Below are 20,230 nucleotides of genomic sequence, written 5' to 3'. Positions count from 1 at the left end.
CATGAGGCGGCACCTTGCCGTTGCGCTGGTCGCCACCGCGCTGATGGCGCCGGTCGTTGCGCAGCAGCAGGAGCCGTTCGAGCCCGAGGGTTATCGCACCGACAATTACCGCGCGCCTGTGCCGGCGACGCTGGGCGGCGCGCGCGTGCTGTCGACGTCAGAAGCCGAGGTGATCTGGCACGCGAAGAGCGGCGCCTTCATCGACGTGCTGCCGCGCGCGCCGAAGCCGAAGAACCTTCCAGCGGGTACCGTCTGGCGCGAGGCGCCGCGCAAAAACATTCCGGGCAGCATCTGGCTGCCGGATACCGGCTACGGCACGCTGCCGCCCGCCATGGACGACTACTTTCAGCGCGGCCTCGCGCGTGCATCACACGGCGACAAGACCGCGCTGCTCGTGGTCTATTGCCTGGCCGATTGCTGGATGTCCTGGAACGCCGGCAAGCGAGCGCTCGCGTACGGCTACTCCAACCTCGCCTGGTATCCCGATGGTACCGACGGCTGGGAGCGCGCCAAACTTCCGACCGAGGAGGCGCAGCCGGAGCCGCGGCCGGAGCAATAGGCAAGCGATCGTCATGCCCGGGCTTGTCCCGAGCATCCACGTTCTTGGTGCCGCGTGGCTATGCGTGGATGGCCGGGACAAGCCCGGCCATGACGCCCTGTCGCACGTGGGAAGAGGCGAGGAAAGCCTACTGCTTCTGCAATTTCGTCAGCGTGCCCGTGCCGTTATTGTCGGTCGCAGAGTAGCTCACCCTGTCGCCGGCGTGGACGGCATCGAGCATCGCGGCATCCTTGGCCTTGTACTCCTGGAGCGCGCCGGCGCCGCCTGCGCTGCCGCCGACTGTGCCCCTCTGTGTCTGCTGGATCGAAATCGTGCTGTTGAGCCGATCTATCCGGGTGACCATTCCGGTCAAATCGTCAGCGAATGCGCTGCTTGCGAGCATGCTGATGGCCGCAGCGCCTGCGAGGATGAATTTTGTGGTTCCCATCGAGGCCTCCCGATGCCTTGGATTACCCATCGACAAGACATCCTAGATCGATTTGGTTCCGGCATATAGCGCGGCGACAGGTTAATCATCGCAATGGGGGCGCGGGAACCTGCCGCAAGCGGTCAATGAGGCTGACGCTATTCCATTTCCTGTTGGATCACGCGTCCGAGCGCAAACAGCCGCTGGTCGATTGTGGTGGGAACCTCGCAGACGAACCGTACCACCTTATAGCGGTCCTCGAAAATGCGGGTCTTCCAGATCAGCTCGTTGCTGAGCGCATCGACCTTGGCCTCGTCGCGCGGCGTGGCGCCCTGGAGCGCCTGGAGCTGCACACTCTCCTCACGGATCTTGTCGGCGGCTTCGCGCTGCTTGCGGCTGACGCGTTCCAGTCCGCTCATGACCTGCGAGCGCTGAGCGTTGAGCGTGTCAAACAAGCCTGCGAACAGCAGTTTCGCATTCGCGGTCTTGTCGGCCGCGGAGCCCGCCAAAAACTCCCTCACCAACTTCTCGGCTTCGTCCAGCGGCGTCTTGCGTGCCGACAGTTTCGCGACCAGCGCGCTGACTTTGGCGTCGTCCTTCCACTGGTTCTGCACGTCGTCGAGCGAAGGACCGGCCCAGACGGCCGCGAGCGAAATGTCCGGCACTTTGGCCTGCGTGCAGGGCCAATCCGGATAGCGCGGATCGGCCGCGCGTGCCGCCGTGCTCGCGGCTGCGAGCATCAGAGCGGCCATGGCCAGAACCCGAACCGTCATCCTTCGCCTCCCGCAGGGCCCCGTCGCGCCAGCCCGCGCGAGGGATCATAGGCATAGATCGCGCCGATCATGAAGACGATTGTGCAGGTCGCGACCACCGCCAGCGAGATCCAGTTGATTTGCCCGTAGAATGCAAAACGTATGAGCTCGACCGCATGGGTGAACGGATTGGCCTCGCAAACGTAGTAGAGATAGGGGCTGCCCTCCTGCACGCGCCAGAGCGGGTAGAGCGCCGATGAAGCGAAGAACATCGGGAAAATGACGAAATTCATCACGCCGGCAAAGTTCTCCAGCTGCTTGATGCCGGAGGAGATCAGCATGCCGAGCGAGCCCAGCATCAGTCCGGACAGGATCAGTGCCGGCAGCACCGTGAGATAGCCGGATAGAGGAGGGGTGATGTCCCAGAACCAGGCGATCAGCAGGAACGCATAGACCTGGAGCAGCGACACCGCGGTGCCCGCGAGCAGCTTGCAGAACAACAGGTAGCCGCGCGGCAGTGGGCTTACCAGCAGCGTGCGCATGTTCCCCATCTCGCGGTCATAGACCATCGAGAGCGAGGACTGCATGCCGTTGAAGAGCTGGATCATGGCCATCAGCCCCGGCGCGATGAAGACCTCGTAGAGGATGTAGGTTTCGTAGGGCGGGATGATGGAGATGCCGAGCACCTGGCGGAAACCGGCGGCGAAGATGAACAACCACACCAGCGGCCGCACCAGCGCCGAGACGAAACGCTCGCGCTGGTGCAGGAAGCGCAGGCCTTCGCGCCAGACGATGCCCGTGAGGCAGGTCATGTATTCCTGGAACGAGAAGCCGCGTGGGGCATCGCGGGTGGCGATGCTGCTCATGCGCCGCCTCCCGGCAGCGTCTGCGCGCCGGTCAGACGCATGAAGGCGGTGTTGACGTCCTGCGCGCCGGCTTCCGCGACGACGCGGCTCATCGGCCCCTGCGCCAGCACCTTGCCCTGGTGCAGCACCACGAGATTGTCACCGGCCATGATCTCGTCGAACAGATGCGTGGCCCAGAGCACGCCGATGCCTTGCTCGCTCACGAGCTGGCGCACATGGCTGATGATGTCGGCGCGCGCCTTGACGTCGAGGCCGACGGTGGGCTCGTCCAGCAACAGCAGGCGCGGCCGGTGCAGCAGCGCACGGGCGATTTCCAGCCGCCGCATCTGCCCGCCCGAGAGATCGCGCACCTTGCTGCCGGCGCGCTCTGTAAGCCCGATGCGGCCGAGCAGCTCGGCGGCTCGCGCGCGGGCCTCGCAGCGGCTGATGCCGTGGAGTGCGGCGTGATAGAGCAGGTTCTGCGTCAGCGACAGATCGAGATCGAGCGTGCGCGGCTGGAACACAACGCCGAGCAACCGCAGCGCTTCGCCGGGGCTTTTGCCGACGTCATGGCCGAAAATGCTGACGCGGCCGGATTGGATGCCGAACAGCCGTGTGATCAGCGAGAACAGCGTGCTCTTGCCCGCACCGTTGAGGCCGAGCAGGGCCGTAAAGCTCGCGGGCTGCACGTTGAAGGACACGTCCATCAGCGCGCGGCGCGGGCCATAGGCGTGGCTGACGCCGTCGATCGAGAGCGCGGGCACCGCCGCCGGATCGGGCCTTGTTGTTTCGCGTTGTTCGGCGATGGGAGCAGGGTTGGTCATGGCGCGATCGTGATACCCCAGGGCAGTTCACCCACTTGAATGGTCTTGATCACCTTTTGCGCGGCGACGTCGATGACGGAGACGTCGTTCGAGACGCCATTGGTGGTGATCAGGTATTTTTCGTCCGGCGTGAAGGCCATGTGCCAGACCCGTTGTCCTACCAGCAGATATTTCGTCACCTTGCGCGAGGCGGTATCGACCACGGCGATGCGGTTGGCGGGCCCGAGCGCGATGAAGGCGGTCTTGTCGTCCCGGGTCATGCCGATGCCGACGGGCTGGATGGCCTCCTTCCTCAACCCCGGAATCTCGAAATTGATCTTGCCGGTCACCTCGTGCTTTCCGGGGTCGATGATCGAGACGGTGCCGCCGATCTCGGAGGACACCCACAATTCGGAAGCGTCGTGCTTGAATTCGGCAAAGCGCGGCCGCGCGTCGACCAGCACGTTGGCGACGATCTGGCGCGACGACGTGTCGATGAAATGCGCCATGTTGGTGGTCTCGGACGTGTTGATCAGCGTCTTGCCGTCCGGGCTGATGGTCATGCCCTCGGGCTCGACGCCGACCTGAATGTCGCCAAGGCGGGCGCGCTTCTCGAGGTCGATCACCGTCACTGTGTTGTCGTTCTCGTTGGCGACATAGAGGACCTTGCCGGCGGCATCTTGGGCGAACAATTCAGGGTCGGGCCCGGAGGGCAGGCTGTCCACCACGGTTTGCGTCTTGACGTCGATCATCTGGATGGTGTCGTCGTCGCCGACCGCGACCATCACGAACTTGCCGTCGCGCGTGAAGTCGATGCCGCGCGGGCGCTGGCCGACCTTGATGGTCTTGGTCACCGTCCAGCTGTCGGTATCGATCACCGACACCGTGTTGCTCTTCTCGTTCGAGACATAGGCGATGAACGCATGCGCGGGCGCTGCCGTCAGCGCCAGCCCGGACAGCAGTCCCACACGCCACAAGCGCAACATCTTCTTCCTCATTTCAGCTTGCATTTGCTCTCCGGGCGGTCATAGCCGAGCGTGTCGAGCTCGGAGACCTGGTGCAGGAAACCTTCCTGCGGCGACACCGACACCACCATGCGGCCGTCGACCAGCAGGATCGGCTGGCGCAGCTGTAGGTTCCAGTCGCGCAGGGTCAGCTTCGTTCCCTTGAAGGCGGCGACCGAGAACTCCGGACCCTTGATGAAATCGGTGACCTTCTTGATGTCCCCGGAATTGGTGCGCGAGGTGGCCTCTCCGATCATGCGCACGGCCGTCCAGGCCTGCATGTCGAGCGCGGTCATCCGCCGCGCGTTCAGCTTGACGAAGCGGTTCTGCATCTGGATCGCGCCCCACTGGTCCTGCGCGGCGTCCCAGCTCCGCGGCACGAGGCCGGCAGAGCCCGCGACAGGCCGCGGATCCCAGGTGCGATAGGGCAGGTAAGCGCCGAATACCTCGCTCTCGTCGGCCGCGAGCAGCACGTCGTAGGCCGGAGCCTGTTGCGTGAACACCGGCATCTGGCGCTGGATCAGCGTCACGCCCGAGTCGGTGCGGCGCGCGCCGCCTTTGTCTTCGAAGCTGCGCTCCTGCACGATCTTGGCGCCGAACCGCGTCGCGGTGCGCCGGAGCGCCTCGGCGAACAGTTTGTCCTCGTCATGCGAGCCGACCACGAGCAGCCAGCGCTTCCACTGCTTCCACACCAGATATTGGCCGAGCGCATCGGCCAGCATTGCGCGCGTCGGCGCGGTGTGGATGACGTTGGCACGGCAATCGGCCTCGCGCAGCCGCTCGTCGATCGCGCCGGCGTTGAACAGCAGCGTGCCGCGCTCGCGCAGGGCGTCGGCCACTTTCAGCAGCGCGTCGGCCGGCAGGTCGGCGATGATGAAGCCGTTGCGTGAGGCGAGGTCGGTCGCGGCCTGCACGGCATCCTCGCCCTCCTTGATACGCCGCTCCTCCAGCGCAAAACGCTGGTTGAGGAACTTGCCGGTGGTGTTGTTGTCCTCGATGGCGAGGCGTGCGCCGGCGATGCCGTCATTCTCCGCGGGCTGCTCGACCAGCGACAGCGTCGATCTGGTGCCGGCGACTCCGAGATAGCCGACGCCGATCATGACAGGGTCGGCCGCGAGCGCACTCGTCGCAGCAACACCCAGGCCGATCAGGCCGACCAACCATCGGATCATGTTTCCTCCGTACAACTCCCCGGCTTGACCACCGATGGAGAATTGTCTCTGCTAAAGCATGACCGATTTGTCAGGCCATGCAACCCCGCATTTCGTCCTCGCGCGCGTGAGGCCGGGAATCACGATCATGCGAGCGCTGATAGGTTTCGCGGCTTTGCTGTTGACGGGCTCGGTCGCGCTCGCCGATCCGCCGAAACTCGCGGTGTTCGATTTCGAACTGATCGACACCAGCCTGCCCGGAGAGTTCTACGGCTCCAAGCCGGAGGAGGCGAGGCTCGACCTTATCAGCGAGCAGTTGCGCAAGGCACTGGTCGAGTCAGGCAGGTTCCAGCTGCTCGATATCGCGCCGATCCGGGATGCGGCGCGTCACAGCAATTTGCAGGCCTGCGGCAATTGCGACCTCAAGCTTGCCGGGCAGTTGGGTGCCGATTTGGAAATCACCGGCATGGTGCAGAAGGTTTCGAACCTGATCATCAATCTGAACATCTACCTGCGCGACGTGAAGACCGGCAATATGATCACGGCCGCCAGCGCCGACATGCGCGGCAACACGGATGAATCCTGGACGCGCACGATGAGCTATCTGATCCGCAACCGGTTGCTGGCACCGAACTACGGCAAGCCGGAGTAGGTTCTTCCAAGAGAGAAGAAGCCATCACCCTTTCAATCTCTCCGCATGCCAGTGCAGATGGTCGCCCATGAAGGTCGAGATGAAATAATAGCTGTGGTCGTAGTCCGCCTGCCGCCGCAGCGTCAGCGGAATGTTGGCTGTGGTGCAGGCGGCTTGCAGCAGTTCAGGACGAAGCTGCTCCTTCAGGAAATTATCGGCCTCGCCGACGTCGACCAGGAAGCCTGAAAACTTCGCGCCGTCCTCGATCAGCGCCACCGTGTCGTGGCTGCGCCAAACGTCCTTGTTCGGCCCGAGATAGCCGGTCAGCGCCTTGATGCCCCAGGGCACGAGCGACGGCGCCACGATCGGCGCAAAGGCGCTGGCCGCGCGAAAACGGTGCGGGTTGCGCAGCGCGACCGTCAGTGCGCCGTGGCCGCCCATCGAATGGCCCATCACCGATTGGCGCTTCGCGTCGACCGGAAAATTCTCCGCCACGAGTTTCGGCAGTTCGTCGGTGACGTAGCTCCACATCCGATAATTGCGTGAAAACGGCGCTTCCGTCGCGTCGACATAGAAGCCGGCGCCGAGGCCGAAATCATAGGCATTGTTCGCATCGCCCGGCACGTCGGGGCCGCGCGGGCTGGTGTCGGGCGCGACGAAGATCAAGCCGAGCTCGGCGCAGGCTTTGCGGAATTCGCCCTTCTCGGTCACGTTGGCGTGCGTGCAGGTGAGGCCGGAGAGATACCAGACCACGGGCAGCTTGGCGCCCTGCGCGTGCGGGGGAACATAGACCGAGAACGTCATGTCGGTTCCGGTCGCCTGGCTGGCATGGCGATACACGCCCTGCACGCCGCCATAGGATGTATTGGTCGAGACAGTCTGGATCGTCATGCCGTTATGCTCCGTGGCATCAAGCCACATCAGGATTCCAACGCTTGTGTGACCGAATTCGTGGCGGCCTTCAGGCCACGCCGCTGTCGATCGCGAGCCGCACCAGCTCGACAGAGGTTTTCACCCCGAGCTTCTGGCGCATGATGGACGAGGTGTTGGCGACAGTCTTGTAGGACGACTGCACCAGCCAGGCGATCTCGGAAAGGCTCTTTCCCGCGCTGAGCAGCCGCAAGATCTCCATCTCGCGCGCGTTCAGCTTCGACAGCGGGCTTTGCGCCAGCGCGGGTCCTGCAAAGGCGATGCTGCGCGCGATCGCGCTTGGCAAATAGGTACCGCCGCTGCCGACGGTGCGGATCGCCTCGACGAGATCGTCGGGGTCGCCGGTCTTTGAGACGTAGCCCTTGGCGCCGCACTCGATCGCACGCGCGGCAAACGCAGGGTCGTCGTTCATGCTGAACATGATGATTCGGGCCTCGGGCGCGCGCTCCAGAATGCGGCGCGCCAGCTCGAAGCCGGACACGGTCGGCAGGTTGATGTCGATGATCGAGAGGTCAGGGCGCTCGACGATGAAGACGCACTCGCCGTCTTCGGCGTCGGCGGCCTCCAAAATCTCGATCTCGCCCTCGTCGGCCAGCACGGCACGGCAGCCGGAGGCGACGATGGGATGATCGTCGACGATCAAAATGCGCATAGGCGTTCCTCGCGACAGCGTCTTGGCCTGTTTCGCGCCCGGCCGGGATTGCTGTACGCTTTCGATTAGATATCGGGCGCTTCGCATCTGTCAACGTTATCGGACAGGCGCAGGCCAATCCTTCGCGGGGGCACGGGCGATACCAATGTGGCAAAATCTATCCTTGCGTGGGCGCATCAACCTGCTGCTGGCGCTGCTGCTGGCGCTGGGGCTCGCCGTCAATATCGGCCGCCAGGTCGCGGAAGCCGGGCCGCGCGTGCAGGCCGAGGACCAGAGCGTGATCCGGCTCGCGCGCGAATTCATCGAAATGATCGTGGCGGATCTCAACGAGGCGCCCGATCCGGACGCCAGGCTGAACCAGATCGCACGCGACCTCAGCCGCCTGCGCCATGTCAGCATTGCGCTTCGGGACGAAGCGGGCAGTCCGCTGACGCAGCCCCGGACCGACGCCGACGACGACACCCGCGCGCCGCCGGCCTGGTTCGTCAGCCTGGTCCATCCCGAGCAGACCGCGGTGAGCGTACCCGTCTCGATCCATGGCAAGCCGGGTTCGCTGCTGATCACCTCCCATCCCGATGACGAGATCGCCGAGATCTGGGACGCCATCGTGACCCAGCTCGAGGTCGGCTCGGTGATCGCGCTGGCGCTGTTTCTGGTGATGATGAATGTGATCGGCCGGGCACTGGCGCCGCTCCAGTCCCTTGCGGATGTGATGGCCGAGCTCGAAGACGGGCGCTATCAGGCGCGCGTCGCGCCGGGCGGCGCACCGGAGCTCGCCGCGATCTGCACCAAGCTCAACCATCTTGCGGCAACGCTCAGCGAGGCGATCGAGGACAAGCGGCGCCTCGCCGAGCGAACGGTGTCGCTCCAGGACGTCGAGCGCAAGGAGATCGCGCGCGAGCTCCATGACGAGTTCGGGCCATACCTGTTCTCGCTGCGTGCGCATGCCAGCGCGCTGGCGAAGCAGGCGGACGGACGCGCCCCCAGTGCGGAGGCCGTACGAAAACACGGCAGCGCCATGCTGGAGCAGATCAACGCGCTTCAGCAGTTCAATCGCCGGGTGCTGGAACGCCTCCGGCCCGTCGGCCTTGCCGAGCTCGGCCTGCGCCAGGCGCTGGAATCGCTGTCGCGGCTGTGGCGGGAGTCGCATCCCGATGTCACCATCGAGACCGCGATCTCGCCGGCGCTTGGCGTCACCGGGGAGACCGCCGACCTCACCATCTACCGCATCGTGCAGGAGGCGCTCACCAACGTGTTCCGCCACGCTGGCGCGACCTCGGTCAATGTCGTCATCGAGCCGGTGGCGCAGGCGGCAAGCGATGGCCGCGGCTGTGCGCGGGTACGGGTCAGCGACAACGGCCGCGGCATGGAGCCAGGCCAGAAGCTCGGCTTCGGGCTCGTCGGCATGCGCGAGCGGATCCTGGCGCTGGGCGGCACGCTCAACGTCGTTTCCGGTGATGGCGGTCTGACCGTCGAAGCACTGGTTCCGACGGCGGCGGCCTGATCAGGTCGGGAAAAATTCCCGATTTTGTCGGGAAAGTTGGTGCGAATACGCCCGATCTTTTGTGGGTGGCGCACGCATCTCTGCCGATTACACTTCGTCTCGACCAACCGGCGAAAATCAAAACAGCCGGTGGTCACGGATGGGAAGGCTGGGATGGGCGATCGTGTTCGGTTCAAGCGTTTTGGGTTCAAGCCTCTTGGGTTCAAGCGTCGTTTGGTGATGGCCTCGGTTTCGACCGGGCTGGTGTCGGGGTTGATCTTCGCGATCCCCGCGGGGGCCGCGCAGGACGAGGAAACCAACGTCCAGAACCTGCCGCCGGTCGAGGTGACGGCGCCACCGCCGTCGACGGCGCGGCGCACCGCGTCGTCGCGTCCGGTCGCACACGTCGGGGCACCGTCATCCGCCAGCCCCAGGACGCGCCTCTACGTCTATCCGACCGCGCCGGGTACCGGCAGAGGTCTCGACGTCGACAAGGTCCCGTCGGCGATCAACGCCGTCGATGCCAGCCAGATCAAGCGCACCGGCTCGATGAGCATCACCGACGCGCTTCGCGACAACATCGCCGGCGTCAACATCAGCGAGGTCACCGGCAATCCATTTCAGCCGGATGTCGAATTCCGCGGCTTCGTTGCCTCGCCGGTGACGGGCACGCCGCAAGGCCTCGCTGTGTATCAGAACGGCGTTCGCATCAACGAAGCCTTCTCCGACGCCGTCAATTGGGACCTCATCCCGACCGCGGCGATCCGGTCGGTGACGCTCGTGACCAACAACCCCGCCTTCGGCCTCAACGCGCTGGGCGGCGCGATCAATTTGCAAATGAAGGATGGTTTCACCTATCAGGGCGCGGAGCTTGATCTCATGGGCGGCTCGTTCGGCCGCATCCAGGGCTCGGCGCAATGGGGCAAGACGGTCGACAAGAACTTCGGCGTCTATGCCGCGCTCGAAGGCCTGCACGACGGCGGCTTCCGCAATTTCTCCCAATCGGACGTGCGGCGCTTCTACGGCGATGTCGGCTACAAGGCCGGCGACAGCGAATTCCACGCCAACATGGGCGTCGCCAAGAACGATTTCGGTGCCAGCGCCACCGTTCCCGCCGAGCTGCTCGATAAATATTGGGGCGCGACCTACACGATCCCGCAGACCACTTCCAACCGCGTCGGCTATCTCAACCTGACAGGCAAGGTCGATGCGACGCCGACCTGGACGCTCGAAGGCACCGCCCATGTGCGCAGGTACGAGCAGAAGCTCGTCGACGGCAATCCGACCGACGCGCAGGAATGCACCGATCCGGGGCTCACCGGCCTTCTTTGCTTCGGCGACGGCGCCACACCGGCGAACGGCGTGAACGGCCTGCCGCTTGCCAATCCTTTCGCGTCCGGGACCATCCTCGGCGAGATCGACCGCAGCTCGATACGCTCGACCACCTTCGGCGTGTCGGGGCAGGCCACCAACACCGATCAACTGTTCGGCCACGACAACCGCTTCGTGATGGGCACGACCTATGATGCCAGCGTCACGCGCTACAACGCCACCGCCGAAATCGGCACGATCGGAGAAAACTACGTCGTCAGCGGCAGCAGTCTCTTCCTGGGGCCGACCGGCGTACCTGAAACCGTTGCCGGCCCTGTCTCGCTGCGGACCGTCAACCAGTATAACGGCATCTACGCAATGGACACGTTCAATATCACGGACGCCTTCGCCGTCACCGGCGGCGGCCGTTTCAACGTGGCGCGCATCACGCTGGAGGATCAGCTCGGGACCGATCTTAACGGCGATCACACCTTCACCCGCTTCAATCCGGTGATCGGCGGCACATACAAAATCACACCGGAGCTGACGGCCTATGCCGGCTATTCCGAGGCCAACCGCGTTCCGACGCCGCTCGAGCTCGGCTGCTCCGATCCCGCCCGTCCCTGTCTCATTGCCGCGTTTCTCGTCTCCGATCCACCGCTGAAGCAGGTCGTGTCCAAGACCGTGGAAGCGGGCCTGCGCGGCAGCAGGGAGCTGAACATCGGCACGGTCGGTTGGAAAATCGGCGGCTTCCGCGCCACCAATTACGACGACATCGTCGCCGTTCCCGCAGTCGGCCGCACCGGGTTCGGTTATTTCTCCAACGTCGGCCGTACCAGGCGTCAGGGGCTCGAAGCCGAGGTCAACATCAAGTCGCCCACGCTTCAGTTTCAGGCGAGCTACGCGTTCGTCGACGCACGCTATCTCGATGCTTTCGCGCTAGGTTCCGAAAGCCCGTTCAGGGATATTGCCACCGAGACCATTCAGGTGCTGCCCGGCAACCAGCTCCCCGCGATCCCGCGCCATCGCGTCAAGGTCGGTGTCGACTATGCCGTCACCGACGTCTGGAAGGTCGGCGGGAACGCGCTGTTCGTCTCCAGCCAATATCTGGTGGGCGACGAGTCCAACCAATATGCGAAGCTGCCGTCCTACTCCGTGTTCAACCTGCACACGTCCTACCAGGTGACCAAGAACTTCCAGCTCTACGGCAAGATCGACAACATCTTCGACAAGCGCTACGCGACCTATGGACAGTTCTTCGACACAGGAGCCTTGCCAAACTTCACCAACGGCGCCGCCGACTTCAACGACCCGCGCTCGCTCAGCCCGGCAAGGCCGCGTGCATTCTATGCGGGGATGCGGGTGACGTTCTGATCTGGCTCGCAAGCCCCGGCCCATGTGGGATGACGAGGAGGCCGGTTTGCGCCGGCGCGGCGTGCCGCCACGGGTGTGTTCTACCTCAAGCCGATTGACTCATTGTTCATGTTTTGTTCTTATGCTGCTCGTCCAGCCAAGGGAGCGAGCCATGGACAACCGCATCAACGAGATCCGCAGGATCATCAGGGCGTTACGCGTCAGCATGCGTGAGGCCGAGGCCATCATGCATGAGCAGATCAACAGGGACGAGGACTGCGGCTTCGTTGCGGGCGAAGTCATGAAAATGCGCACGGTGATGAGCGGCCTCGTCCAGGAGCGGGCCGCGCTCGGAGACACCGACCCGATCGTTGTCGCCAGCCTCTTCGTTCCCCGCCGGCGACCGATGCCATCGCGCGTCGGCGTTGAGACGCACCGCTTTGTTCCGCCGCGAGAGATGGCACGGGCATGAAGGGGGAGAGGCCGACCTACTTCTCCGACATGCCGGAGCCCCCGGAATTTCTGAAGGCTCTCCATCATGCGCGGCGCCTGTCCTGCCTCGAGGGCTGGTGCCGCATGCACATCGAGGCCATCCAGGTCGCGATCGACCAGTACGCGGAGGCGGCTCTCGGTAACCGGGAGTTCTTCCTCAACAAGCCGCACAGCATCGGTGGAAGTCGCAACAACGGCGAGGTGCCGTGACAGCGGTACGTGTCAGCGTATCGACCTTTTGACGTCCCATGGTCCGCGCGTCGGCAAAGCCTGGCCTGCGTTGTTTTACCGATCAGAAACCATAGCGAATGATCCTAAAATTGTAACGAAACTGTTCGGCTGTCTCTGCGTCGTTTCGTCGGAGGGCCCGTCCGATGACAGAGCACCAGTTGAAAGAGCAGGAATTCCAGATCGCGCGTTACCGGCATTTGGAGCGCGAAGTGACCGATCCACTTGCCGCCTGCCTGCTTCACAGCATCATTGAAGACCTGGAGGCCGAACTGCGCAGGGATAGCCCGGATTGGCACAGGCCGCGCGATTAACGCTTTGTTAGCGCTGATCGTGTCGATGATGCGCGAGGGAATACCGGGAGACTGCTCCCATGTTGAAGGACGGCACCTACGCCGCCTGGTACAAGACGCCGCTCGATCAGGGGACCGGGATCGTCCATGTCGCAGACGGACAGATTTGGGGCTGCGATAGCCTGATGACCTATCACGGCTCTTGCAAGGTCGACGGCGATCGCTTCACCGCCACCGTGTCGACGAGGCGCCATACCGACGGACGCGCAACGGTGTTCGGCGTCGACGATGAGCTCACGCTGGATATCGAGGGAAACTGCCCGGGCAAGGTCGCGACTTACACGGCGGCGGCAGCGCAGGTGCCGGGAATGGTCCTCCAGGGTACGCTGATTCTGACGGAACAGCAGACCCCCGCACCCGAACGAGCCCGGCAGATACCGCCGTTCAATCCCGACAAGATGCCAAAATTGCCGAAGCGCTCACGCTGATCGCGGAAGCCGCCGTCGTCAAGCAGTTCACTGCGAATACGAAAGCTGATCTTCCGTGACGACTCGCTCGATTTTCTCCGACTTGCACTTGATGCGGTATCGGAGACGTCCATCGGACTCGATGGGCATATGCTGGACGATGGTGTAAATCATCGGCGGCTCAGTTGCGGCACGTCCTTGTGGGCCTTGGGGCTGGTGGCGAACGTCTTCATTCAGCTTGTAGGCATACGACATATATCTACCTCGAATTCACAGTGGCTCTGACGTGGGGTCGGTCGATGTATCCCTGGCGGGACATGCGCTTGGTCAAGCGGAAGAGGTGACCACAGTCTCATGCGGTCAAGCCGCGTCCTAAGTCAGTCGTTCTCTTGCTTGACCGGTGCAGACAGACAATCGCCCAGAGCGGAGCGGCGATGGTTGCACCATACGCCATATTTTCGAACTTTGGTCGTAATTTCCGAGCGGTTTAGGGCATTCTGTGAGCCTACGGGCCCTCTTATCGAGGGGAACTGACAACTTCCTCGCCGGATTGGGCTGGTATTTCAGCTTTGGGGTAGCTCTGCCGACAATCGCCCTAGTCCCTTTCGGACAACTTTGTCGCATTCCGCAATCCTGCATCCTCGGCCCTCGGCTCGCCCGCTTCTCAAACGACCCGCGATTCGCCATGGTGCCGCCGAAAGAGCATCACCCGGAGCACTATCAATGTCGGACAAGGTCTCGCGCCGCCAGTTCGCCACGCTGGCGGGATTGTCCGCAGCCGGAATCGCCAATCCTCTTGAGGTCGCGGATGCCAAGCCCGCATCGTCCCCGCGGAGCGTGGACGGCTTTCCGGCGGGCTTTGTCTGGGGCACGGCGACCTCGTCCTATCAGGTCGAGGGCGCGGTCAACGAGGACGGGCGAGGGGCCTCGATCTGGGACAAGTTCGTCCGCATCCCCGGCAAGATCGAGGACGGCAGCACCGGCGACCGCGCCAACGAGCACTATCACCGCTACAAGGAAGACATCGCGCTCATCAGGGAGCTCGGCTGCAAGGCCTATCGCTTCTCGGTGGCCTGGCCGCGGCTGTTTCCGGACGGCGATGGCAAACCCAACCCGAAGGGGCTCGACTTCTACAACCGCCTGGTCGACGAACTCCTCAAGAACGGCATCGAGCCGTGGCTGACGCTCTATCATTGGGACCTGCCGCAATCGCTCCAGGACCGGTTTGGCGGCTGGCGCTCGACGGAGACCTGCAAGATTTTCGGTGATTACGCGGCCTATGTCGCCGAGCATCTGACTGATCGCGTCAAGAACGTGTTCACACTGAACGAGAGCGGTCGCTTCGTCCATTTCGGCTACGGTATCGGCATCGACGCGCCCGGGGTGACGCTGCCGCAAGCCGAGGTCAACCAGATCAGGCACAACAGCGCGCTCGCGCACGGGCTCGCGGTGCAGGCGGTGCGCGCCCATGGCCGCCGCGGCACCAGGGTAGGGCCGGCCGAGAACATCGATGCATGCGCCCCCGCGATCGACACGCCGGAGAACGTCCGTGCCGCCGAGATCGCGCTGCGCGAGATGAACGCCGGCTATCTCAACGTCATCATGACGGGCCAGTACACCGACGCCTTCCTGAAGTTCGCCGGGCGCGACGCGCCGAAATACACCGATGCGGAGCTGAAGATCATCTCTTCGCCCGTCGATTTCCTCGGCCTCAACATCTACGCGCCGCAGAACTATGTGGTGGCGTCCGACCAGGGCGCGGGCTTCATGCCGCTGCCGATCCCGAAATCGTTCCCGCACATGAGTTCGGACTGGCTGCGCGTCGGACCCGAGACGATCTACTGGGTGCCGAAGCTGGCGGCGAAGATATGGAAGACGGACGCGATCTATATCAGCGAGAACGGCACCTCCGGCGACGACGTCGTGACGCCCGATGGCAAGATCTACGACACCGACCGCATCATGTATCTGCGCAACTACCTCGCTCAGCTCCAGCGCGCCACCGCCGAAGGCGTGCCGGTGCGCGGCTACTTCCTCTGGAGCCTGATGGACAATTTTGAATGGGTGTTCGGGCTCAACAAGCGTTTTGGGCTCTACCACGTCAATTTCGACACGCAGGTGCGTACGCCAAAACTCAGTGCCAGCTTCTATCGCAACGTGATCGCGAAGAACGCCGCGGGGGCGTGATTGCTCTCCCTCTCCCCGTCCTTGCGGGGCCCGACGAGCTTGGCTCGCGCTGAGAGGGCAGGGTGAGGGGGTCCGCCAGCGCGCATTGACTCCCTTCGGTCCTTGATTCAAAACGCCTTCAACCATTCAAAATAGAGGATAACGCCAATGACCGACGCACTCATCATCGATGCCTGCCGGACCCCGCGGGGCGTCGGCAAGGCCGGCAAGGGCGCACTCTCGGGCATTCATCCGCAGCAGCTGGGAGCAACCGTGCTGCGCGCGCTCGCGACGCGCACCGGCATCGACACCGCCGATCTCGACGACATCATCTGGGGCTGCAGCGCGCAGGTCGCAACGCAAGGCGGCGATCTCGGCCGCATGTCGGCGCTGGACGCCGGCTACGACGTACGCGCCAGTGCCGTGACGCTCGACCGCTTCTGCGGCTCCGGCATCACCAGCGTCAACATGGCCGCAAGCTCGATCATGGCGGGCGCGGAAGATCTCGTCGTCGCCGGCGGCTGCGAGATGATGTCGATGGAAGGACGTCGCGGCGGCGGCCCGATGATGATGGACAACGGCAATCTGCGCCTGCGTGCGCGGCATCCGCAGTCGCATCAGGGCGTCTGCGCCGACGCGATCGCGACCATGGAAGGCATCACGCGAAGGGACGTGGACGCGCTCGGCCTCGAAAGCCAGAAGCGCGCAGCCTTCGCGATCGCGAACGGCCACTTCAAGAAGAGCCTCGTGCCGGTGCATCGCGAGGACGGCAGCCTCGCGCTCGACCACGAAGAATATCCGCGGCCACAGACCACGATGGAAGGGCTGAGCGCGTTGAAGCCCGCATTCCCCGCGGTCGCCGACCATGCGCTCGATGACAAGGGCACGACCTATCGCGGCCTGATCCTGCAGGAGTACCCCGACCTCGAGATCGACTTCATGCACCACGCCGGCAATTCGTCCGGCGTCGTCGATGGCGCGGCTGCGATCCTGCTGGCGTCGCCGGCTTATGCCAAGGCGCATGGCCTGAAGCCTCGCGCCCGCGTGGTCGCGATGGCCAACATGGGGGACTCGCCGACCCTGATGCTGAACGCGCCGGTGCCGGCGACGCGCAAGGTGTTGGCGAAGGCGGGGCTGACCATCGACGACATCGACCTGTTCGAGATCAACGAGGCCTTTGCCGTAGTTGCGGAAAAATACATCCGCGACCTCAAGCTCGACCGCGCGAGGGTCAACGTCAACGGCGGCTCGATCGCACTCGGCCATCCCATCGGCGCCACCGGCTCGATCCTGATCGGCACCCTGCTCGACGAGCTCGAACGGCGCGACTTGAAGCGCGGTCTCGTCACCATGTGTGCGGCCGGTGGCATGGCCCCGGCCGTCATCATCGAACGTATCTAGCGCGAGTGAAGCTCGTCGCTCCTTAGAAATAAGGGACAGAAAGTCCCCGAGATCGCCGCATCACGACGGTCTAGCCTTATTTTCCAGGGTGAATCGCGACCGACCTTTCACAAAGAGGCCGGTCGTCGCTTGTCGAAAGCGTCGAATCAGCTTTAGCAAGGCTGCGTGCGGGCCTTTGAAACAAGGTAAAATCCGCTGCCTGAGGCTTCTCCCGCTCCGGAAGTGGCTAAAAAGCAGGGTTTTTTGCCACAGAGGGCCAAAAAAGCCCGTAAAACCCCGACAAAACTGTGCAGAAGGCTATAGGCCTTCACCGGTTGGTCTAATATGCAGCCGTCAACGAATCAGAGGAGACACGATGGCCACCCAAATGTCGAAATCGCAGCTGATCGAAAAGATCGCGACCACCACCGAGCTTTCCAAGCGTGACGTCAAGAGCGTCATGGAGACGCTGACCGACGTCGGTCACAAGGAGCTCAAGAAGAACGGCCTGTTCCTGGTGCCGGGCTTCGCCAAGTTCGTGGTCATCAAGAAGCCTGCGACCAAGGCGCGCAAGGGCACCAACCCGTTCACGGGCGAAGAGATGATGTTCAAGGCCAAGCCGGCCCGGAAGATCGTCCGCGCCCGCCCGGTCAAGGCCGCCAAGGACGCCGTCGGCTAACAACGCAAAGGCCCCCTCGCGTGGAGGGGGCCTTTTGTTCGGGGCTGTCGCGAGGACTTGAGACGGAGGGCTCAACCCTTGCGGCGCTTCGCCCGGACCGGGGCCGGCTGAAGCCGCGGTCCCGGCACCGCCAGCGCATCGCGAACCCCGTCGATGGCGCGATCGAGCAACTGGCGCAGCCGTTGCGTTGTCCGCGATCGCTTCGCTCTTTCCAGCAGTTTTTTCATCGCATTCACTCCGCCGCTTCGACCTTGGCCTCGATCTTGGCCTCGGCCGGCTCGAGCGCCGCGGCGATGGCTTCGTCGACGCGCTCAAGCCAGATGAATTCGAGGTTATCCCGCGCGCTCTGCGGGATGTCGTCATAGTCTCGCTTGTTGCGCGCCGGCAGCATCACCCGCTTCAGGCCCGCGGCCGCAGCCGCCACCACCTTCTCCTTGATGCCGCCGACCGGCAGCACCAGGCCGCGCAGCGAGATCTCGCCGGTCATGGCGGTGTCGCTGCGCACCGTGCGGTTGGTGAGCAGGGACGTCAGCGCCGTGAACATCGCAACGCCCGCGCTCGGCCCGTCCTTCGGGGTCGCGCCTGCGGGCACGTGAACGTGGATGTCGCTCTTTTCGAACAGCTGCGGATCGATGCCGAGCTGCGTGGCCTTGCTCTTCACCAGCGTCATCGCAGCCTGCACGCTCTCGCGCATGACCTCGCCGAGCTGGCCGGTCAGGATCATCCCGCCGCGACCGGATACCCGCGAGGCCTCGATGAACAGGATGTCGCCACCGACCGGCGTCCAGGCAAGGCCGGTGGCCACGCCTGGGATGCTGGTGCGCTGCGCGATCTCGCCTTCGAAGCGCGGCTGGCCGAGCACGGTGCCGATATCCTTCGGCGCCACGACGACCTTGGCAGCCGTGCCTTCGGCGACCTGCACGGCAGCATGGCGGAACAGCTTGCCGATCTCGCGCTCGAGGTTACGCACGCCGGCTTCGCGGGTGTAGCCCTTGACCACCAGCTGCAGCGCCTCCGGCTCGATCTCGGCTTGCTCCGGCGTCAAGCCATTGGCCTCGAGCTGCCGCCGCACCAGATAGCGCTTCGCGATCTCCAGCTTCTCTTCCTGGGTGTAGCCGGTGAGGCTGATCAGCTCCATGCGGTCCAGCAACGGACCCGGGATCTGGTCCAGCATGTTGGCGGTCGCGATGAACACCACGCGCGACAGGTCGAAGGGCACGCCCAGGTAATTATCCCGGAACGTCCCGTTCTGCTCGGGGTCGAGCACCTCCAGCATCGCTGCGGAAGGATCGCTCTGCACGCCGCGTCCCATCTTGTCGATCTCGTCCAGCATCATGACGCAGTTCCGGGTGCCGGCCTTCTTGATGCCCTGGATGATGTTGCCGGGCAGCGCGCCGATATAGGTGCGCCGATGGCCGCGGATCTCGGCCTCGTCATGCACGCCGCCGAGGCTGACGCGCACGAAGGGACGATCCATCGCGCGTGCGATGGATTGGCCGAGCGAGGTCTTGCCGACGCCGGGCGGTCCGACGAAGCACAGGATCGGCGCCTTGCCCTGCGGCGCCAGCTTGCGCACCGCCAGATATTCGATGATCCGGCTCTTGATCTTCTCCAGGCCAAAGTGATCGGCATCAAGGATGCGGCGCGCTTCCTTGATGTCGATCGGCTTCTCCGCGGGCAGCGCCCACGGCAGCTCGATCAGCCAGTCCAGGTAAGTGCGGACCATGCCAGCTTCCCCGGCGGCCTCCGGCATGCGCTCGTAGCGGCGCAGCTCCTTCTTCGCATGAGCGTCCGCCTCGGGCGGCATGTTGGCCTTAGCGATGGCAGCGGTCAGTTCGGCGACCTCGGCCGCCTTGCCGTCGCCTTCGCCGAGCTGGCGCTGGATGGTCGCCATCTGCTCGCGCAGGATCGCTTCGCGCTGCCGCTCGTCGAAGCTGGCGCGGGTCTGCTGGCCGATCTCGTTGCTGATGCGCAGCACCTCCAGCCGTTCGGCCAGATGCTTCGACACCTTCTCGACACGCAGCGCGAGGTCGATGGTCTCCAGCACCTCCTGCTTGTCCTGCGGCTTGATGTCCATGAACGAGGTCGCCAGGTCCGCCAGCGCGCCGGGCGCGGTGGTGCCCTGGAACATCGCGATCAGCTCGGGCGGCGCCTGCGGCAGCAGCTCGATCGCCTCGATGGCCTGGCGCTGCAGGTTCAGCCCGCGGGCCTCGATCTCTGGCGTGCTCGTGGTCGGCTCCGGAATCTGCTGGATGCGCGCGGCCGGGAACGGCGTCCCGGGCAGAAAGTCGAGGATGCGCGCGCGCTGCACGCCCTGGCAGACGATGTGATGGGTGCCGTCGGGCGCGGTGATGTAGCGCACGATGTTAGCGATGGTCGCGACCCGATAGAGGTCGTCCGGTCCGGGCTCCTCGGTCTCGGGGCTGCGTTGCAGGACGATGCCGACCGGCCGCTGCTCGCGCAGCGCCTGTTGCGCGGCGGCGACCGACTTCGGCCGCGCGATCGCGATCGGCGCGATGGCGCCGGGGAACAGCACCATCTCGCGCACGGGAATGATGATCAGCGCGTCTTCGGGAATCTTCACGTCGGAATTGCTCTGGGGATTGGTCGGTGCGGTATTCATTGGTTCGGTGGCCATGATCGAC

At 64.3% G+C, this 20,230-nt stretch carries 21 protein-coding genes; 11 read left to right on the top strand and 10 right to left on the bottom strand.

Annotation, left to right across the window (positions count from 1 at the left end; all coding sequences use genetic code 11):
• Position 1 precedes the first annotated feature (1 nt).
• A complete protein-coding gene (locus IVA75_RS16265) occupies positions 2–559 on the top strand; it encodes a PQQ-dependent catabolism-associated CXXCW motif protein (RefSeq protein WP_247290589.1) in 558 nt (185 codons plus the stop codon).
• A gap of 127 nt (positions 560–686) precedes the next feature.
• Here IVA75_RS16265 and IVA75_RS16260 read toward each other — a convergent pair whose 3' ends face one another.
• The 6 genes from IVA75_RS16260 to IVA75_RS16235 form a co-directional block, all read right to left on the bottom strand.
• A complete protein-coding gene (locus tag IVA75_RS16260; protein WP_027566555.1) occupies positions 687–986 on the bottom strand; it encodes a copper-binding protein in 300 nt (99 codons plus the stop codon).
• 137 nt (positions 987–1,123) lie between these two features.
• On the bottom strand, positions 1,124–1,738 hold the full coding sequence (locus IVA75_RS16255; RefSeq protein ID WP_247290587.1) for a hypothetical protein: 615 nt from the start codon (positions 1,736–1,738) through the stop codon (positions 1,124–1,126).
• Positions 1,735–2,583 carry an ABC transporter permease gene (locus IVA75_RS16250; RefSeq protein ID WP_247290585.1) on the bottom strand — a complete coding sequence of 283 codons (849 nt, stop codon included), beginning with the start codon at positions 2,581–2,583 and terminating at the stop codon, positions 1,735–1,737. Before IVA75_RS16250 ends, IVA75_RS16255 begins: the two co-directional genes overlap by 4 nt.
• On the bottom strand, positions 2,580–3,386 hold the full coding sequence (locus IVA75_RS16245; protein WP_247290583.1) for an ABC transporter ATP-binding protein: 807 nt from the start codon (positions 3,384–3,386) through the stop codon (positions 2,580–2,582). Before IVA75_RS16245 ends, IVA75_RS16250 begins: the two co-directional genes overlap by 4 nt.
• Positions 3,383–4,375 (bottom strand): YVTN family beta-propeller repeat protein, encoded by a 993-nt coding sequence (locus tag IVA75_RS16240; protein ID WP_247290581.1) that lies wholly within the window; start codon positions 4,373–4,375, stop codon positions 3,383–3,385. Before IVA75_RS16240 ends, IVA75_RS16245 begins: the two co-directional genes overlap by 4 nt.
• Positions 4,360–5,541 (bottom strand): ABC transporter substrate-binding protein, encoded by a 1,182-nt coding sequence (locus tag IVA75_RS16235; protein ID WP_247290579.1) that lies wholly within the window; start codon positions 5,539–5,541, stop codon positions 4,360–4,362. Before IVA75_RS16235 ends, IVA75_RS16240 begins: the two co-directional genes overlap by 16 nt.
• Before the next feature lie 58 nt (positions 5,542–5,599).
• On the opposite strand from IVA75_RS16235, the gene IVA75_RS16230 reads away from it, so the two are divergent.
• Entirely contained in the window at positions 5,600–6,172 is a 573-nt protein-coding gene (locus IVA75_RS16230) for a DUF3280 domain-containing protein (protein ID WP_247290578.1), read from the top strand.
• Between the two features lie 24 nt (positions 6,173–6,196).
• Here IVA75_RS16230 and fghA read toward each other — a convergent pair whose 3' ends face one another.
• Entirely contained in the window at positions 6,197–7,042 is an 846-nt protein-coding gene (gene fghA / locus IVA75_RS16225) for an S-formylglutathione hydrolase (RefSeq protein ID WP_247290577.1), read from the bottom strand.
• Between the two features lie 70 nt (positions 7,043–7,112).
• Entirely contained in the window at positions 7,113–7,733 is a 621-nt protein-coding gene (locus IVA75_RS16220; protein WP_007612921.1) for a response regulator transcription factor, read from the bottom strand.
• 145 nt (positions 7,734–7,878) lie between these two features.
• Here IVA75_RS16220 and IVA75_RS16215 point away from each other — a divergent pair, with 145 nt between their 5' ends.
• From IVA75_RS16215 to IVA75_RS16175, 9 genes are all read left to right on the top strand, one after another.
• On the top strand, positions 7,879–9,237 hold the full coding sequence (locus tag IVA75_RS16215; RefSeq protein ID WP_247290576.1) for a histidine kinase: 1,359 nt from the start codon (positions 7,879–7,881) through the stop codon (positions 9,235–9,237).
• A 153-nt stretch (positions 9,238–9,390) separates the two neighbouring features.
• On the top strand, positions 9,391–11,901 hold the full coding sequence (locus IVA75_RS16210) for a TonB-dependent receptor (protein WP_247290575.1): 2,511 nt from the start codon (positions 9,391–9,393) through the stop codon (positions 11,899–11,901).
• A 151-nt stretch (positions 11,902–12,052) separates the two neighbouring features.
• Positions 12,053–12,352 (top strand): hypothetical protein, encoded by a 300-nt coding sequence (locus IVA75_RS16205; protein WP_247290574.1) that lies wholly within the window; start codon positions 12,053–12,055, stop codon positions 12,350–12,352.
• Positions 12,349–12,582, top strand: coding sequence for a hypothetical protein (locus IVA75_RS16200; RefSeq protein WP_027566566.1), 234 nt, complete (start codon positions 12,349–12,351; stop codon positions 12,580–12,582). Before IVA75_RS16205 ends, IVA75_RS16200 begins: the two co-directional genes overlap by 4 nt.
• Positions 12,583–12,746: 164 nt before the next feature.
• The gene (locus tag IVA75_RS16195) at positions 12,747–12,914 is read left to right on the top strand and encodes a hypothetical protein (RefSeq protein WP_247290572.1); all 168 of its coding nucleotides are present in this window, start codon (positions 12,747–12,749) and stop codon (positions 12,912–12,914) included.
• 59 nt (positions 12,915–12,973) lie between these two features.
• The gene (locus tag IVA75_RS16190) at positions 12,974–13,381 is read left to right on the top strand and encodes a hypothetical protein (RefSeq protein ID WP_247290570.1); all 408 of its coding nucleotides are present in this window, start codon (positions 12,974–12,976) and stop codon (positions 13,379–13,381) included.
• 702 nt (positions 13,382–14,083) lie between these two features.
• Positions 14,084–15,547, top strand: coding sequence for a GH1 family beta-glucosidase (locus IVA75_RS16185; protein WP_247290568.1), 1,464 nt, complete (start codon positions 14,084–14,086; stop codon positions 15,545–15,547).
• A 147-nt stretch (positions 15,548–15,694) separates the two neighbouring features.
• The gene (locus IVA75_RS16180) at positions 15,695–16,927 is read left to right on the top strand and encodes an acetyl-CoA C-acetyltransferase (RefSeq protein WP_247290566.1); all 1,233 of its coding nucleotides are present in this window, start codon (positions 15,695–15,697) and stop codon (positions 16,925–16,927) included.
• Positions 16,928–17,282: 355 nt separating this feature from the next.
• Positions 17,283–17,585, top strand: coding sequence for an HU family DNA-binding protein (locus IVA75_RS16175; protein ID WP_007601427.1), 303 nt, complete (start codon positions 17,283–17,285; stop codon positions 17,583–17,585).
• A gap of 71 nt (positions 17,586–17,656) precedes the next feature.
• Here the strand turns inward: IVA75_RS16175 and IVA75_RS16170 are convergent, their stop codons facing one another.
• A complete protein-coding gene (locus tag IVA75_RS16170) occupies positions 17,657–17,812 on the bottom strand; it encodes a hypothetical protein (protein ID WP_247290564.1) in 156 nt (51 codons plus the stop codon).
• A gap of 5 nt (positions 17,813–17,817) precedes the next feature.
• On the bottom strand, positions 17,818–20,223 hold the full coding sequence (gene lon, locus IVA75_RS16165) for an endopeptidase La (RefSeq protein WP_247290562.1): 2,406 nt from the start codon (positions 20,221–20,223) through the stop codon (positions 17,818–17,820).
• Positions 20,224–20,230 lie beyond the last annotated feature (7 nt).

The organism is Bradyrhizobium sp. 134, assembly GCF_023074155.1.
Classification (GTDB): Bacteria; Pseudomonadota; Alphaproteobacteria; order Rhizobiales; family Xanthobacteraceae; genus Bradyrhizobium.
Note: the sequence above shows the minus strand (reverse complement) of the source record. Positions and strands in the feature narration are given on the sequence as shown.